The sequence below is a fragment of the Streptomyces sp. NPDC007945 genome (assembly GCF_042958885.1).
In the GTDB taxonomy this organism is placed as follows: domain Bacteria; phylum Actinomycetota; class Actinomycetes; order Streptomycetales; family Streptomycetaceae; genus Streptomyces.
In genome coordinates this window covers 329,042-344,661 of the sequence record NZ_JBIBJV010000007.1, presented here as the reverse complement: position 1 = coordinate 344,661, position 15,620 = coordinate 329,042, and the positions used below count along the sequence as shown (strand labels likewise).

Sequence of the window (15,620 nt, the reverse complement as noted above, 5' to 3'; positions counted from 1 at the left end):
GCACCGCACCCTCACGTGCGCCGTCCGTGAGCGATCGGCGACTCCGCAGCCTGTGCGGTCAGTTCCTCGAACAGGCGACGGTATGCCCCGGGGTCCCGCTCGAAGTCCGCTTCGGCCGCGAGGGCGGCCCGCTCCGCGTCCTGCCCTCGGAGCAGGTCGACCGAGGTCTGTGCGAACCGCTCCTGGAGGCCGTCCCGTTCGGCATCGGCCAGCAGCCGGCGCAGCTCCGCGACGGCCGCCTCGGCCGCGTCCCGGGCGGCGGGCCCGGCCTGGAGCCTGGTCCGCAGTCCGGCCGCGGGGGCGGCCTCCTTCAGGAGCACCGTCAGCCGGGCCGACAGCTCCAGCGCGGCCTCCGCTGCCGGGTGCGCCTGCGGTCCTGCCTCCCGCAGCACCCACAGGGCGCGGACCAGTTCGGGATCGGGCGCCGGGCCGAGCGCCCCCTGCCGTCCGGCTTCCCGTGCCGCCTTCAAGGCGCGCCCGTAATCCTCGGCCGCCCATCCGGCGGCCTCGGCCAGCGCGGTCGCGCGGCGCACGAGCCGCGCCTCCACGCCCAGGATCCGGGGAAGGGCCCGGAGGTTCCCGCCGACCAGCCCCACCGCGGCGGCCAGGATCCCCAGGGCCAGGATGACCCCGCCGGGATCGGAGTCGTTCTTGAACTTCAGGTCCGTCGTGGGGTCCTCGAGGTCGCCCTGGTCCGGCCCCTCGGTGTACATGAAGCCGGACTCGTGCCCGTAGCCACGGCTGTCGCCGTAGTTCGGAACCTTGAGCCAGCTGCTGCGGGTGGGGTCGCAGTGGTACGCCCCCTCCCTCGTCTTCTTCGCGTACGGATCGCTCCACCGCACCCGGCAGGTGCCGTCGGACTTCTCCTCGACCACCGCCAGGTCGATCTGGCGCGTCGCGATCGGTTCCGGCTCCGGTTGGGCGATGGAGATGCCCACCCCGCACACGGAGAGCACGAAGCCGAGCGTCAGGACCCAGCGGAAGAAAGGTTTGTGTCTCATGTGATCCCCCCTCCGGCCAGTCTCCTCCGGGGCGGGCCCACGGGGAAGGGGCGTCCCGGGCAGCGCGCGGGGTCCGGCCCTGCCGGGCCCCGGCAGGCTGCGCGTCCGTCCGGCGTCAGTGCGCCTCGACCGTCACCGTGAAGGAGAAGCGGTCGCCGCGGTAGCGGATGCGGGCGACGTCGACGACGCGGCCGTCGTCGGCGTAGGTGACGCCGGTGTAGTGGAGGATCGGGGAGAGCAGCGGGACCCGCAGGAGTTCGGCCGTCTCCGGGTCGGCGAGGCGTGCCTCGACGGTGTCGGTGATGCGGCTGATCGGGACCCCGACGACGTCCCGGAGCACCTTCGTCATCGGCCAGCGCTCCAGGTCCGCCGGGTCGATCGCGGCGGCGAACTCGGGCCGCACCGCGTTCTCCGCCCAGTTCGTCGGTTCGTCGCTCTCGCCGTCGGAGCGCAGCCTGCGGTAGGTCACGACCTCGGCCACGTCCGGGAAGTACTCGGCGAGCTCGCCGGGCACCGGCTCCGGCCCATGGCCGAGGACCGTGGTCCGCTCGCCGGACTGCTGGGCCACGATCGCGTCGATCGAACCCAGCAGCCGGCGCGGCGTGGAGCGCCGGGCGCCGGGCTCGATGAAGGTGCCGCGCCGCCGGTGCCGGCTGATCAGCCCCTCCTCCTCCAGCTCCTTCAGGGCCTGGCGCATGGTCAGCACGCTGACGCCGTAGTGCGCCGCGAGCTGCTCCTCCGTGGGCAGCCGCAGCGAGGCGTCGGGCGTGCGGCCCAGTATGGAGGCGCGCAGGGACTGCGAGACCTGGTACCACAACGGCAGCTTGCGGTTCAGGATCAGCGAGTCGGGGGCGAAGGCGGTCACGGCGTTCTCCGTACGACGGCGCGGTGGGACGGCTGAGCGGACTCTACGCGGCCGGAAAGCGGAGCCTACGGCCGGAAATGACGCTCAAGACCCTGCCACACGTCGTCGTAGCCGCGCTGCAGGTGGTCGGCGCCGGCGGCCTGCGCGGTCGCGGTCACCGGCCACCGCGTCTCGAACATGAAGGCCAGGCCGTCGTCGATCTTCTGCGGCTTCAGCTCGGCGGCGCTCGCCCTGTCGAAGGTCTCCCGGTCGGGGCCGTGCGCGGACATCATGTTGTGCAGCGAGCCGCCGCCGGGCACGAAGCCCTCGGCCTTGGCGTCGTACGCGCCCTCGATGAGGCCCATGTACTCGCTCATCACGTTCCGGTGGAAGTACGGCGGCCGGAAGGTGTCCTCGCCGACCAGCCAGCGCGGGGCGAAGACCACGAAGTCGACGCCGGCCAGGCCGGGGGTGTCGGAGGGCGAGGTCAGCACGGTGAAGATCGACGGGTCGGGGTGGTCGTAGGAGATCGTCCCGATGACGTTGAAGCGGCGCAGGTCGTAGACGTACGGGGTGTGGTTGCCGTGCCAGGCGACGACGTCCAGCGGGGAGTGGCCGTACGTCGCCGTCCAGAGGTTGCCGCAGAACTTGTTGACCACCTCGACCGGACCCTCGACGTCCTCGTAGGCGGCGACCGGGGCGCGGAAGTCCCGGGCGTTGGCCAGGCCGTTGGCGCCGATGGGGCCGAGGTCGGGGAGCTGGAAGGGGGCGCCGTAGTTCTCGCAAACGTAGCCGCGCGCGGTCTCGTCGAGCAGCTCGACGCGGAAGCGGACGCCGCGCGGGATCAGCGCGACCTCGCCCGGGCGGGCCGCGAGCAGCCCCAGCTCGGTGCGGAGGAGGAGGCCGCCGCGCTCGGGCACGATCAGCAGCTCGCCGTCGGAGTCGCCGAAGACCCGCGCCATGGAGGCGTTGGCGTGGTAGAGGTGCACGGCCATGCCGGTCCGCTGGGTCACGTCGCCGTTGCCGCCGAGGGTCCACAGGCCGGCCAGCCAGTCGGTGCCGGGCGCCGGGTCCGGCAGCGGGTTCCAGCGCAGCCGGTTGGGGTCGGCGACCGTCTCGGCGAAGGGGGCGGTGCGCACCGCGCCGTTGTCGGTCCGGACGAACGGCGGGTGGGCCGCCGACGGGCGGATCCGGTACAGCCACGAACGCCGGTTGTGCGCCCGCGGCTCGGTGAACGCGCTGCCGCTGAGCTGCTCGGCGTAGAGCCCGAGCGGGGCGCGCTGCGGCGAGTTGCGGCCCTCCGGCAGGGCGCCGGGGAGCGCCTCGGAACCGTGCTCGTTGCCGAATCCGGTGCTGTAGGTGAGCGCCTCGGCCGTCTTCCTGGCCTGCTCGGTCGTCATCGCCCGCTCCTGTCCTGAAAGAAATCCTATAGATGACCGTAGGATTCTGCGCCGCTCCCGTCAACGGGGCGGGGGGATCGGCGTCGGCGGAACGTCCGCGCACCCGCGGCGATCCGTCCGTGCACGACGGGGTCGAAAAGATGAACAATGCTCTACTCTCGCGGCCATGTCGTGGACCAGAAAGCTCGTCTCCGTGCTCTCGGTCGTGCTCGCGGTACTCGCCGCGGCCCTGTCCACCGCCCCCGGCGCCCAGGCGCACGAGGAGCGGCCCGTCACCTTCCCCGACGGCTCCGGCAGCGTGCCGAAGCTCCGCACCGGCGAACCCGACCTCCTCGTCTGCAAGACGGACCGGGTCGACTTCGAACGCCGGATCGCCGCCTTCCCGGCCGCCCTCAAGGCCCGCAACCAGGAGCTCTTCGCCCGCTGCGGCCGCTCGGGGTACCGCCACCTCCAGCAGGCCGTCGACGCCGTCGACCGCCCCGGCATGAACATCGCGATCCTGCCGGGCCTGTACGAGGAGGAGCCCTCGCTCCCGGCCCCCACCGGCGCCTGCGCCTCCCTGGACGCCCCCACCTCCTCCTTCGGCTACCAGATCCTGTCCTACGAGCAGCAGGTCCGCTGCCCGCACAACCAGAACCTGGTCGCCGTCCTCGGCAAGAGGGACCTCCAGATCGAGGGCACCGGCGCCTCCCGCCTCGACGTCGTCCTCGACGCGAAGTACGCCAAGCTCAACGCCCTCCGCGCGGACCGCTCCGACGGCGTCTACTTCCGCAACTTCACCGCCCAGCGCACCACCTTCAACTCGCTGTACGTGCTGGCCGCCGACGGCTTCGTCATCGACGACGTCCTCACCCGCTGGAACGACGAGTACGGCTTCCTCACCTTCGCCTCCGACCACGGCCTCTACAAGGACTGCGAGTCCTACGGCAACGGCGACTCCGGCATCTACCCCGGCTCGGCCTCGAACATCAACGACGGGCGCGGCTACGACGTCCCCCGCTACTCCATCGAGATCACCGGCTGCCGCAGCCACCACAACATGGTCGGCTACTCCGGCACCGCCGGGGACTCGGTCTGGGTCCACGACAACGAGTTCGACCACAACATGGGCGGCGCCTCCATGGACTCCGCCTTCCCAGGCCACCCCGGACTCCCGCAGAACCACGCCAGGTTCGAGCGCAACCTGATCCACGACAACAACCAGGACTACTACCGGTACGTCGCCGACGGCACCTGCGCCAGGCCACCCGCCGAGCGCGGCTACGAGAACGGCGTCGTCTGCCCGCAGATCTCCATGCCGCCCGGCTCCGGCATCATCACCGCCGGCGGCAACTGGAACCTCTACGAGGACAACTGGATCTACGGCCACGACCGCACCGCCTTCTACCTCAACGCCGTCCCCGCCTTCATCCGCGGCGAATCCGCCTGGTCCAAGCAGACCGACACCTCCCACCACAACCGCTACGCGAACAACCACCTCGGCACCGACAAGGCCGGCACCCCCCGCCCCAACCGCGCCGACGTCTGGTGGGACGGCCAGGGCCGGCAGAACTGCTGGCAGGACGGCACCGGCGCCTCCAGCCCCCGTACCCTGCCCGTCTGCGGCGCCACCCGCGGCGACGTCTCCGGCGCCACCGCCCGGCTCGTCGGCGAACCCGTCAAGCTCGCCCAGCTCCTCGTCTGCGCCGACTACGACGTCCAGGCCCGCCGCCTGCCCGCCGGCTGCGACTGGTACGGCGCCCGCGGCCTGGAACGCGTCGAGGTCCAACTGGCCCTCGCCACCTCCCTCCTCCTCGCCCTCGTCGGCACCGCCCTCTGGTGGCGCCGCCTGCGCGGCCGCCGCCTCGCCGCCGTCGCCCTCGCCACCGGCCTCGCCGGGCTCGCCCTCGACGTCGCCGGCGCCACCCTCACCCTCGCCTCGACCCACGTCCCCGCCCTGGCCCTCCTCCTCACCGGCGCCTGGTGGACCGTCACCGGCCTCCTCCTGCGCCCCACCCGGCCCGTCTTCGCCTGGACGACGGTCGCCCTCGGCCTCCTCACCCTCCTCGACGCCTTCGACAAGGCCGTCCTGATGATCCCCGGCACCCCCCTCAGCCCCGCCTGGCTCCGCCTCCTCCTCGGCGCCGTCTGGATCCTCTGGGCCGTCACGGCCACGGCCACGGCTACGACCACGGCCACCGGCACTGGCACCGGCACGGCCACCGGAACCAGCACCGACACCGGCACCAGCACGGGCACCGGCGCCGACACGGCCACCAGCACGGTCACTGGCATTGGCTCGGGCACCGCCACTGGCGCCGCCACCGCCACCAGCCCGGAACCCCCGTCCGGAGAACCCGGGGTCGGGGGAGGCGGGGCCCGAGAGCCCGAGGCCCGGGGAGGCGCGGCCGGAGAACCCGAGCCCGAGGGCCCCGAACCTGGGGCGCGCAAGGCCGGGAAGCCCGGCGAGGGGACCACCGCATGACCCGCCGCCCGGGAGCCCTGTCCGCCTCCCGCCCCGAGGCCCGCGCCCTGGCCCGCCCCGCGCCCCACCGTCGTACGGCCCCGCTGCCGGCGACCGCCGTGCTCGCCGTCGTCCTGCTCCTGGTCGCGGGGTGCGGCGACCGGCCCACCACGCATCACCGGCCCGGGACCGGCCACGAGCAGGCCACCGGCGAGGCCGGCACCCTGCTCGCCGCCCGCGACGACTCGGGGCACCGCCTCCGCGACCTGCCCGCCGCGGACGCGCCCGCCGTCCGCGCCGAGGCCCACCCGGACACCGAGGGCGGCTGGAACGTCCACCTCACCGTGGAGAGGTTCCGCTTCACCCCCGAGTCCATCGGCGGCGCCGCCCTGCCCGGCCGCGGCCACGCCCGCCTCCGCGTCGACGGCCGCGAGACCGCCCGCGCCTACGGCCCCTGGCTCCACCTCCCGCCCGGCGCCCGCACCTTCACCGTCCGCCTGTACGCGGACGACCACACGGTCTGGTCCGTCGCCGGCACCCCCGTCCAGACCACCCTCACCCTCCCCCTCTCCACCTCCGCCTCCACCTCCGCGCCGCCCTCCCCGTCATCCTCCGCACCCCCCACCCCTTCTCCCGACGGACGCACCCTCGACATCCGCGTCACCGGCTCGACCGTCGCGCCCGCCCCCTCCCGCGTCGAGCTGAGGAAGGGGGAGCGGGTCACCCTCCGCGTCACCTCCGACCGCGCCGACACCGTGCACGTCCACGGCTACGACCGCGAGGCCCCCCTCACGCCCGGCGCCCCCGCCATCCTCACCCTGACCGCCGACCGCACCGGCCTCTTCGAGGTGGAGACCCACGAGTCCGGACTCGTGCTCACCCAACTGGTCGTCCGATGAAGGGAGTCCGGGCCGCCGCCCCGCCGCTCCCGCTCGCCCACGGCGTCGGCGCCCAGCACGACCTGCCCCTCTCTCCCTTCTACGCCTACGCCGGCGCCTTCACCGCCCTCCTCGTCTCCTTCCTCGGCCTCGCCCTGCTCTGGTCCTCCTCCCGTTTCCGCGGCGACCGAGCAGGCCGCCCCCTCCCCGCCTCCCTCCAGCGCCTCGCCGACGCCCCCGCCACCCGCACCGCCCTCCGCCTCCTCGGCGCCGCACTCGCCCTGTTCTTCCTCGCCCACCTCCTCCTCGGCCCCGACGACCCCGACCGCAACCCCGCCCCGGGCGCCCTCTACGTCCTCCTCTGGGTCGGACTCGTCCCCGCCTCCCTCCTCCTCGGCCCCGCCTGGCGCCTCCTCAACCCGCTGCGCGCCCTCCTCTCGCTCCGGCCGCCCCGCGCCCCCCGCCCCGTCCCCGCCGCCGTCGGCATCCGCCCCGCCGCCGCCGGACTCCTCCTCTTCGCCTGGCTCGAACTCGTCGCCCCCGCCAACACCTCCCGTCCCGTCCTCCTCACCGCCCTCGCCGTCCACCTCGCCGTCCAACTCCTCGGCGCCGCCCGCCACGGCGCCGACTGGTTCACCCACGCCGACCCCTTCGAGGCCTACTCCTCCCTCTTCGCCCGCCTCTCCCCACTCGGTCGCCGCGCCGACGGCCGACTCGTCCTCCGCTCGCCCTTCGACGGCCTCGACTCCACCCCCGGGACCCCCGGGCTCGTCGCCACCGTCTGCGTCCTCCTCGGCACCACCGCCTACGACGGCCTCTCCGACAACCCCCGCTGGATCACCACCCTCCAGACCTCCTCACTCGGCCCGACCGCCACCGCCACCCTCGGCCTCCTCTCCGCCGTCGCCCTCACCGCCACCTGCTACGGACTCTGCGCCGGCACCCTCCGCCTCCTGAACCGCGGCCTCACCACCCCTCTCACCTCCTTCGCCCACTCGCTGCTCCCCATCGCCCTCGGCTACCTCACCGCCCACTACTTCTCACTCATCGCAGTCGAAGGGCCACGCACCGTCATGATGGCAGCCGGCACTGACAACGCCCCCTCGCCCGCTCCACCCCTGGGCCCCGGGGGCCTCGCCGCCCTCCAGGTCGCCTCGATCGTCACCGGCCACGTCCTCGGCGTCGTCGCCGCCCACGACCGGTCCGTCCGCCTCTTCCCGCCCGCCCGGGCCGTCGCCGGCCAACTCCCGCTGTTCGCGCTGATGATCGCGTACACCCTCGGCGGCATCGGACTGCTCATCGCCTGAACCGGATCGGACCGGCATCATGGACCCCGTGCCCCAGACCCGCCCGCACGACGCGCCCCCCGCGCTCCGCCGCACCCCCGTCCAGCAGCGCAGCGCCGAGCGGCTCGCCCGCATCCTCGACGCCTGCGCCGGACTCCTCGACGAGACCGGCTACGAGCAGCTGAGCACCCGGGCCGTCGCCGTCCGCGCCGGCGTCCCGATCGGCTCCGTCTACCGCTTCTTCGGCAACAAGCGGGCCATGGTCGCCGCCCTCGCCCACCGCAACCTCGACCGCTACGCCGAGCGGATCTCCGCCCGCTTCGAGCGGACGCCCGTCCTCGACGAGCACTCCGCCATCGACGGCGTCCTCGACGAGTTCCTCGCGATGAAGCGCAGCGTCCCCGGCTTCGCCCTCGTCGACTTCGGCGTGCCCGCCGCCGACGAGGCCGGGGAAGGGGCCGCCGAGGACCCCAACGGCATGGTCGCCGAACGGATCTGCGGCCTCCTCGCCGCCCACCTCGGCCGCACCGCCGACGAGACGCTGCGCCGCAAGGTCCTCGTCGGCGTCGAGACCGCCGACACCCTGGTCCGCCTCGCCTTCCGCGCCGACCCCGCCGGCGACCCGGCGCTCATCGACGAGACCCGGCAGCTGCTCCACGCCTACCTCGCGCCCTCCCTGGCCGGCTGACCGCGCGGGGCGGAGCCGCGCTTCCCCTCCCGTACGTCCCTACCGGTCGGTATGCTCGCCGCGACCGCCGCCCCGCCGCCGTCCACGGGAGACGCCATGTCCACCGCCCCACGCATCTGCCCCCTCTGCGAAGCGACCTGCGGACTCGTCCTGACCCTCGACGGCAGCCGGGTCACCGGCGCCCGAGGCGACCGGGACGACGTCTTCAGCCGAGGCTTCCTCTGCCCCAAGGGCGCCGCGTTCCCCCAGGTCGACGCCGACCCCGACCGACTGCGCACCCCGCTCGTCCGCGAGGACGGCAGGCTGCGGGAGGCGAGCTGGGAGGAGGCCTTCGACACGATCGCGGCGAGGATCCGCCCGCTGATCGAGGATTACGGCCCCGACGCCCTGGGCATCGTCCTGGGCAACCCCAACGTCCACACGATGGCCGGAGCGCTCTACCCGCCCCTCCTCCTCCGCGCCACGGGCACGAGCAACCTCTTCACCGCCTCCACGCTCGACCAGATGCCCAAGCACGTCTCCAGCGGCCTCCTCTTCGGGGACCCCTTCGCCATCCCCGTGCCCGACCTGGACCGCACCGACCACCTCCTGGTCATCGGCGCCAACCCGCTGGACTCCAACGGAAGTCTCTGCACCGCCCCCGACTTCCCCGGCCGGCTCGCCGCGCTCCGCCGCCGCGGCGGCACCCTCACCGTCGTCGACCCCCGGCGCACCCGCACCGCCCGCCTCGCCGACCGCCACCTCGCCCCCCGGCCCGGCACCGACGCCCTCCTCCTCGCCGCCCTGGTCCACACGCTCTTCGCCGAGGACCTCGCCGACCCCGGCCCGCTCGCCGACCGCACCGAGGGCGTCGACCGGGTCCGGGACGCCGTACGGGAGTTCAGCCCCGAGGCCGTCGCCCCGGTCTGCGAGCTCGACCCCGACACGATCCGCGCCGTCGCCCGGGAGCTCGCCGCGGCGCCCACCGCCGCCGTCTACGGGCGGATGGGCAGCTCCACCGTGTCCCACGGCACCCTCGCCAACTGGCTCGTCGACGTCCTCAACGTCCTCACCGGCAACCTCGACCGGCCCGGCGGCGCCCTCTTCCCCCGCTCCGCCACCGCTCCGGCGCCCGGACCCGCCGGTCCTGGCCGCGGTTTCCTCCTCGGCCGCCGCCGCAGCCGCGTCTCCGGACACCCCGAGGTCAAGGGGGAGTTCCCGCTCGCCGCCCTCGCCGAGGAGATCGACACCCCGGGGGAGGGACGCATCCGGGCCCTGATCACCATCGCCGCCAACCCCGTCCTCTCCGCCCCCGACGGGCTCCGGCTCGACGCGGCCCTCGAAAGCCTCGACCTGATGGTCTGCGTCGACCCCTACCTCAACGAGACGACCCGCCACGCCGACGTCGTGCTGCCCCCGCCGCCGCCCTCCCAGAGCGCCCACTTCGACTTCGCCTTCAACGGGTTCGCCGTCCGCGACCAGGTCCGCCACACCCCGGCCGCCGTGCCCCTGGAGGCCGGGCTGATGGACGAGTGCGAGATCCACGCCCGGCTGATCCTCGCCGCGTCCGGCATGCACGGCGCCCCGCCGTCCGCCGTCGACGACCTCGCCGTGGACGCCACCCTCGCCAAGGCCGTCACCCAGCCGCACTCGCCCGCGTTCGGCGCCGATCCGAAGGAGTTCGCCGCCGGGCTCGGCGGGGCGAGCGGAGCCGAGCGGCGCCTGGACCTGATGCTGCGCCTCGGCCCGTACGAGCTCACCCTCGACGAGCTGAAGGCGCACCCGCACGGCATCGACCTCGGCCCGCTCAAGCCCCGCCTCGACGAGGTCCTGAGGACCCGCAGCGGCCGGATCGAACTCCTCCCTGACCCGATCGCCGCCGACCTGCCCCGGCTGCGGGCCGCCCTCACCGCCGTACCGGAGCCGGGGACCCTCCTGCTGGTGGGCCGCCGCCACCTGCGGTCCAACAACAGCTGGCTCCACAACGCCCCGGCGCTCAACGGGGGTTCCAACCGCTGCACCCTCCAGGTGCACCCGCGGGACGCCGAGCGGCTGCGGCTCGCGGACGGCGGTCCCGCCAGGATCGCGGGCGCGGGCGGCGAGCTGACGGTGGAGGTCGAGGTCACCGACGCGGTGCGGCCCGGCGTGGTCAGCCTGCCGCACGGCTGGGGGCACGACCGGCCCGGCACCCGCATGTCCGTGGCCGCCGCCCGGCCCGGCGTCAACGTCAACCAACTGCTCGACGGCACCCTCCTCGACCCGCTCTCCGGCACCGCCGTCCTCAACGGCTTCCCGGTGGAGGTGGCCCCGCTCGAACCGGCACCCCTCCTGTGACCTGGGGTTTTGCTCGTATTGCTCACGAGTCGACCCCTTGTTGAGGCCGGAAGGGGGCACCTACGGTCATCCGGACCGCCGCTCGGCGGCTGTTCAACGGTGAACGTGAGGTGCCTCCATGCTGACCGTCCTCGGCTTCGCCATGATCGCGACCTTCCTGGTCCTGATCATGATGAAGAGGATGTCGCCGATCGCGGCGCTCGTCCTGATCCCCGCCCTGTTCTGCGTCGCGGTCGGACAGGGCGCGCAGCTCGGTGACTACGTCATCGACGGCGTGGGCAAGCTGGCCCCCACCGCGGCCATGCTCATGTTCGCGATCGTCTACTTCGGCGTGATGATCGACGTCGGCCTCTTCGACCCGATCGTCCGGGCCATCCTGCGCTTCTGCAAGGCCGACCCGGTCCGCGTGGTCGTCGGCACGGCGGTCCTCGCCGCGATCGTCTCCCTCGACGGCGACGGCTCCACCACCTTCATGATCACCGTCTCGGCGATGTACCCGCTCTACAAGCGGCTCGGCATGAGCCTCGTCGTCCTCACCGGCGTGGCGGCCACGGCCAACGGCGTGATGAACACCCTGCCCTGGGGCGGTCCCACCGCCCGTGCCGCGACCGCGCTCAAGCTCGACGCCGGCGACATCTTCGTGCCGATGATCCCGGCCCTGGCGGTCGGCCTGCTCTTCGTGCTCGCCCTCGCCTACGTCCTCGGCCGCCGGGAGCGGAAGCGGATCGGCTACCTCACCCTCGACGAGGCGCTCGCCCCCGGGGCCGACGCGGAGACCGTCCTCGTGGGCGCCGGCGCGAGCGAGGGCAAGGGCGAGGGGGCGGCCCGGCGGACCGGCGGCGGTGCCGGCGCGGCCGGCGACGCCCCCGGGGAGGCGGAGCAGGACGCCCCGGCCACGGGCTTCCAGGGCCTCGACCCGCACCGCGCCACGCTCCGGCCCCGGCTGTACTGGTTCAACGCCGCGCTCACCGTCGGCCTGCTCACCGCGATGATCCTCGAAGTGCTGCCGATCCCGGTGCTCTTCCTCATCGGCGCCGCCCTCGCGCTCACCGTGAACTTCCCGCGCCCCGCCGACCAGAAGGAGCGGCTGGCCGCGCACGCGGACAACGTCCTCAACGTCTCCGGCATGGTCTTCGCCGCCGCCGTCTTCACCGGTGTCCTCACCGGCACCGGCATGGTCAAGCACATGGCGGACTGGCTGGTGGGCGCCATCCCCGACGCGATGGGCCCGCACATGGCGCTGGTCACCGGGGTGCTGAGCCTGCCGCTCACCTACTTCATGTCGAACGACGGCTTCTACTTCGGCGTCCTGCCCGTCCTGGCCGAGGCTGGCGCCGCCCACGGCGTGTCCCCGCTGGAGATCGCCCGCGCCTCGCTCGCCGGCCAGGCGCTGCACATGTCCAGCCCGCTCGTCCCGGCGGTGTACGTGCTGGTCGGCATGGCGAAGGTGGAGTTCGGCGACCACACCCGCTTCACCGTGAAGTGGGCCGCCCTCACCTCGCTCGTGGTGCTCGCGGCGGGGGTCCTCTTCGGCATCGTCTGAGCCGGACGGGCGACTTGGGCGCGGCGCGGGCATGTCGCTACCGCGTGTGTCGGGTCGGTGACGGATAGTCGGATTATCGCCAAAGATGATCGCTCTGCTCATCCTGGAGGAACCCGCATGACTGTCCGTACCTTCCGTCCCGTCGTCGGCGCCGCCGCCGTCTCCGCAGTCCTCGGCGGCCTGGTCTTCGCCGGCGCGCCGGCCGCCTACGCCGCCCCCGGTGACAATGGCGACGTCAAGATCCACCACGCCGGCCGCGCCGACGAGCCGCCGCGGACCCCGGAGACCGACCAGCGCAACGAGCCGAAGGTCTGCACCTTCTACATCTCGGCCCTCGGCTTCGACGGGCTGCAGACGCTCAACTGGACGATCGCTCCCCAGCCCCCCAAGGGCGGCACCGTCAAGAGCGGGGCGATCATGGTCGACCCGGCCGGAAACGGCTTCACCCCGGACATCGAGCTCCCCGACGGCATGTACAAGGTCGAGTGGACCTGGACGGGCCAGATGGGCGCCAAGAAGAGCAAGGTCTTCCGGGTCGACTGCGACCGCTTCACCAACCCGCCGAACGGCGGCAACGGAAACGGCGGCAACGGCCACCACAAGCCCCCGCACGGCCCGGTCGGCGCCGGCGGCGGCGGTGCCGCCCAGCTCGCGGCCGAGCAGGACTCCTCGGCCTTCGGCGTCGGCGCGGCCGCCGCGGCCGGCCTCGCGGGTCTCGCCGGCGTGGTGCTGATCCGCCGTTCGCGCCGCCGCAGCAATGGCGCGGCGTAAGGCCCGTCTCACGCGCCGGCAGCGGCGGCTCTTCCGGCTCGCCAGGACCGTGGCGGTGGCCACGGTCCTGGTGACCGGGGGCGTGTGGTGGAGCGGGGACGGAGACCCCGTCGACCCGCGGCCCGTGGCGGCGGTCGACGCCAAGTCCGTTCCCGCGGCCGCCGACGCCCCGGCGGCAGCCGGCGGCGAGCGGGACGCCGGACCGAAGGACGGCGTCCGGAGCCGTGCCGGCGGCGCCGAGGCCCGCCCCCGCGCCTCGGCGCCGCCGGCACGGCCCGCGAAACCGGCGCCGCCCCCCGCCCCGCTCTCCCGCTCGCGCCCCACCGCCCTCGCCGTTCCCGCGATCACCATCGAGGCATCCGTCCTGGACCTCGCGCTCGACCGGAAGGGGCAGCTGGGCGTGCCCCCGGTCGACGACCCGGAGAAGGTCGGCTGGTACGCGCGCGGTCCGGCCCCCGGCGAGCGGGGCACGGCCGTGATGGTCGGCCACCGCGACACCCTCACCGGGCCGGCCGTCTTCCTCGACCTCGGCTCGCTCGGCCCCGGCAACACCGTCCGGGTGGCCCGCGCCGACGGACGGGTCGCCGTCTTCACCGTGGACAAGGTGCGCACCTATCAGAAGTCCGCCTTCCCGGACAAGGAGGTGTACGGCTCCACCGGCCGCCCCGAACTCCGCCTGCTGACCTGTGGCGGCGCCTACGACCGGGGCTCGGGCTACGACGCGAACATCGTCGTCTTCGCCCACCTCACCGGTGTCGACAAGACGATCTGAACGACCGGGACCCACACCGGCCCCGGGGCGGGTACCGTCGGCCCCCCAGGGCCCCGGCCCCGGCCCGGGGCCGTTCCGCGGGCCCGCCCTGCACCGCCGCGGGACGGTGCGCCGTGCGATGAGACCGGCCCCACTCCGACACCCCCTGGCGCCCTAAAACTAACGTCGCTAGTTTAGGGGCGGCGGAGCCGAACCCTCGGCCCCGCCGCCGCAGGCGAGCGGTCGAGTGCAGAGGGAATGGGGAAGCTGATGAAGGCCCACGACGCGATGTACATCGGTGGGGAGTGGCGGCCCGCGGCCGGCTCCGGGACGATCCCCGTCGTCGACCCCGCCACCGAGCAGGTCATCGCCCACGTCCCGGCCGGCACGGCCGAGGACGTCGACGCCGCCGTGCGCGCCGCCCGCGCCGCGCTGCCCGGCTGGTCCGCCACCCCGCCCGCCGAGCGGGCCGCCCGGATCGCCGCCCTGCGCGACGCGCTGGCCGCCCGCGCCGAGGAGATCGCCGCCACCGTCACCGCCGAACTCGGTGCCCCGGCGAAGATCGCCGCGGCCGTGCACGCCGGACTGCCGGTCGCGGTGGCCGGCACGTACGCCGAACTGGCCGCCACCCACCCCTTCGTGGAGGAGGTCGGCAACTCCACCGTCTACGCGGAGCCGGTCGGCGTCGTCGCCGCCATCACCCCCTGGAACTACCCGCTCCACCAGATCGTCGCCAAGGTCGCCCCCGCCCTCGCCGCCGGCTGCGTCACCGTCCTCAAGCCCGCCGAGGACACCCCGCTCACCGCCCAGCTGTTCGCCGAGGCCGTCCACGAGGCCGGCGTCCCGGCCGGCGTCTTCAACCTGGTCACCGGCCTCGGCACGGTCGCGGGCCAGGCCCTCGTCGAGCACCCCGGCGTCGACCTGGTCTCCTTCACCGGCTCCACCGCCGTCGGCGCCCGCATCGGCGCACTCGCCGGCGGCGCGGTCAAGCGGGTCGCCCTCGAACTCGGCGGCAAATCCGCCAACGTCATCCTGCCCAGCGCCGACCTCGGCAAGGCCGTCGCCGTCGGCGTCGGCAACGTCATGGCCAACTCCGGCCAGACGTGCAGCGCCTGGACCCGCATGCTGGTCCCCGCCGACCGGTACGAGGAGGCCGTGGCGCTCGCCGCCGAGGCCGCCGCCAAGTACACCCCCGGCGAGCGCCTCGGCCCGCTGGTCTCCGCCCGCCAGCGCGACCGCGTCCGCGGCTACATCGAGAAGGGGATCGAGGAGGGCGCGCGGCTCGTCACCGGCGGCGCCGAGGCCCCGCTGGAGACCGGCTACTACGTCGCGCCGACCGTCTTCGCCGACGTCACGCCCGACATGACCATCGCCCGCGAGGAGATCTTCGGCCCGGTCCTCTCCCTCCTCCGGTACGAGGACGAGGACGAGGCCCTCGCGATCGCCAACGGCACCGAGTACGGCCTCGGCGGCGCCGTCTGGGGCGAGGAGACCGAGGCCGTCGCCTTCGCCCGCCGCATGGAGACCGGCCAGGTCGACATCAACGGCGGCCGGTTCAACCCGCTCGCCCCCTTCGGCGGCTGGAAGCGCTCCGGCATCGGCCGCGAGCTCGGCGCGCACGGCCTCGCCGAGTACCTCCAGACCCGGTCCCTGCAGTTCTGAGCCCCGGCCCGCGCCCCGTCCCGAATCCGCAGAAAGGGAG

The 15,620-nt window shown here is 74.1% G+C and carries 12 protein-coding genes; 9 read left to right on the top strand and 3 right to left on the bottom strand.

Translation table 11 applies throughout. The features are described 5' to 3' along the window. Positions 1 to 11: 11 nt before the first annotated feature. The 3 genes from ACFZCF_RS23930 to hmgA all read right to left on the bottom strand — a co-directional run bounded on the left by ACFZCF_RS23930 (position 12) and on the right by hmgA (position 3,245). Positions 12 to 1,001 carry a hypothetical protein gene (locus ACFZCF_RS23930; RefSeq protein ID WP_391288633.1) on the bottom strand — a complete coding sequence of 330 codons (990 nt, stop codon included), beginning with the start codon at positions 999 to 1,001 and terminating at the stop codon, positions 12 to 14. A 115-nt stretch (positions 1,002 to 1,116) separates the two neighbouring features. After that, a complete protein-coding gene (locus tag ACFZCF_RS23925; RefSeq protein ID WP_391288631.1) occupies positions 1,117 to 1,866 on the bottom strand; it encodes a UTRA domain-containing protein in 750 nt (249 codons plus the stop codon). A 65-nt stretch (positions 1,867 to 1,931) separates the two neighbouring features. Continuing rightward, positions 1,932 to 3,245, bottom strand: a complete 1,314-nt coding sequence (hmgA, locus tag ACFZCF_RS23920) for a homogentisate 1,2-dioxygenase (protein WP_391288629.1) — start codon at positions 3,243 to 3,245, stop codon at positions 1,932 to 1,934. A gap of 166 nt (positions 3,246 to 3,411) precedes the next feature. On the opposite strand from hmgA, the gene ACFZCF_RS23915 reads away from it, so the two are divergent. The 9 genes from ACFZCF_RS23915 to ACFZCF_RS23875 all read left to right on the top strand — a co-directional run bounded on the left by ACFZCF_RS23915 (position 3,412) and on the right by ACFZCF_RS23875 (position 15,580). Continuing rightward, complete coding sequence (locus ACFZCF_RS23915; RefSeq protein WP_391288627.1) at positions 3,412 to 5,709, top strand: right-handed parallel beta-helix repeat-containing protein; 2,298 nt, start codon at positions 3,412 to 3,414, stop codon at positions 5,707 to 5,709. Next, positions 5,706 to 6,587 carry a hypothetical protein gene (locus ACFZCF_RS23910; RefSeq protein ID WP_391288625.1) on the top strand — a complete coding sequence of 294 codons (882 nt, stop codon included), beginning with the start codon at positions 5,706 to 5,708 and terminating at the stop codon, positions 6,585 to 6,587. Before ACFZCF_RS23915 ends, ACFZCF_RS23910 begins: the two co-directional genes overlap by 4 nt. Then, positions 6,584 to 7,873 (top strand): hypothetical protein, encoded by a 1,290-nt coding sequence (locus ACFZCF_RS23905; RefSeq protein ID WP_391288624.1) that lies wholly within the window; start codon positions 6,584 to 6,586, stop codon positions 7,871 to 7,873. The genes ACFZCF_RS23910 and ACFZCF_RS23905 overlap by 4 nt, the downstream gene beginning before the upstream one ends. 19 nt (positions 7,874 to 7,892) lie before the next feature. Further along, complete coding sequence (locus ACFZCF_RS23900) at positions 7,893 to 8,540, top strand: TetR family transcriptional regulator (RefSeq protein WP_388447205.1); 648 nt, start codon at positions 7,893 to 7,895, stop codon at positions 8,538 to 8,540. A gap of 96 nt (positions 8,541 to 8,636) precedes the next feature. Then, on the top strand, positions 8,637 to 10,853 hold the full coding sequence (locus tag ACFZCF_RS23895) for a molybdopterin-dependent oxidoreductase (RefSeq protein WP_391288621.1): 2,217 nt from the start codon (positions 8,637 to 8,639) through the stop codon (positions 10,851 to 10,853). A gap of 118 nt (positions 10,854 to 10,971) precedes the next feature. Beyond that, positions 10,972 to 12,396 (top strand): CitMHS family transporter, encoded by a 1,425-nt coding sequence (locus ACFZCF_RS23890; protein ID WP_388447201.1) that lies wholly within the window; start codon positions 10,972 to 10,974, stop codon positions 12,394 to 12,396. 117 nt (positions 12,397 to 12,513) lie between these two features. Continuing rightward, complete coding sequence (locus tag ACFZCF_RS23885; RefSeq protein WP_388447199.1) at positions 12,514 to 13,167, top strand: hypothetical protein; 654 nt, start codon at positions 12,514 to 12,516, stop codon at positions 13,165 to 13,167. After that, on the top strand, positions 13,154 to 13,939 hold the full coding sequence (locus tag ACFZCF_RS23880) for a class F sortase (RefSeq protein WP_391288619.1): 786 nt from the start codon (positions 13,154 to 13,156) through the stop codon (positions 13,937 to 13,939). Before ACFZCF_RS23885 ends, ACFZCF_RS23880 begins: the two co-directional genes overlap by 14 nt. A gap of 249 nt (positions 13,940 to 14,188) precedes the next feature. Next, positions 14,189 to 15,580 carry an aldehyde dehydrogenase family protein gene (locus tag ACFZCF_RS23875; RefSeq protein ID WP_391288617.1) on the top strand — a complete coding sequence of 464 codons (1,392 nt, stop codon included), beginning with the start codon at positions 14,189 to 14,191 and terminating at the stop codon, positions 15,578 to 15,580. The last annotated feature ends 40 nt before the right edge of the window (positions 15,581 to 15,620 follow it).

What these genes read in the sequence shown, in the direction of transcription:
- hmgA (WP_391288629.1), bottom strand. Translation starts at nt 3,245, where the DNA reads ATGACGACCGAGCAGGCCAGGAAGACGGCCGAGGCGCTCACCTACAGC.
- ACFZCF_RS23910 (WP_391288625.1), top strand. Translation starts at nt 5,706, where the DNA reads ATGACCCGCCGCCCGGGAGCCCTGTCCGCCTCCCGCCCCGAGGCCCGC.
- ACFZCF_RS23895 (WP_391288621.1), top strand. Translation starts at nt 8,637, where the DNA reads ATGTCCACCGCCCCACGCATCTGCCCCCTCTGCGAAGCGACCTGCGGA.
- ACFZCF_RS23905 (WP_391288624.1), top strand. Translation starts at nt 6,584, where the DNA reads ATGAAGGGAGTCCGGGCCGCCGCCCCGCCGCTCCCGCTCGCCCACGGC.
- ACFZCF_RS23900 (WP_388447205.1), top strand. Translation starts at nt 7,893, where the DNA reads ATGGACCCCGTGCCCCAGACCCGCCCGCACGACGCGCCCCCCGCGCTC.
- ACFZCF_RS23880 (WP_391288619.1), top strand. Translation starts at nt 13,154, where the DNA reads ATGGCGCGGCGTAAGGCCCGTCTCACGCGCCGGCAGCGGCGGCTCTTC.
- ACFZCF_RS23930 (WP_391288633.1), bottom strand. Translation starts at nt 1,001, where the DNA reads ATGAGACACAAACCTTTCTTCCGCTGGGTCCTGACGCTCGGCTTCGTG.
- ACFZCF_RS23915 (WP_391288627.1), top strand. Translation starts at nt 3,412, where the DNA reads ATGTCGTGGACCAGAAAGCTCGTCTCCGTGCTCTCGGTCGTGCTCGCG.
- ACFZCF_RS23890 (WP_388447201.1), top strand. Translation starts at nt 10,972, where the DNA reads ATGCTGACCGTCCTCGGCTTCGCCATGATCGCGACCTTCCTGGTCCTG.
- ACFZCF_RS23885 (WP_388447199.1), top strand. Translation starts at nt 12,514, where the DNA reads ATGACTGTCCGTACCTTCCGTCCCGTCGTCGGCGCCGCCGCCGTCTCC.
- ACFZCF_RS23875 (WP_391288617.1), top strand. Translation starts at nt 14,189, where the DNA reads ATGAAGGCCCACGACGCGATGTACATCGGTGGGGAGTGGCGGCCCGCG.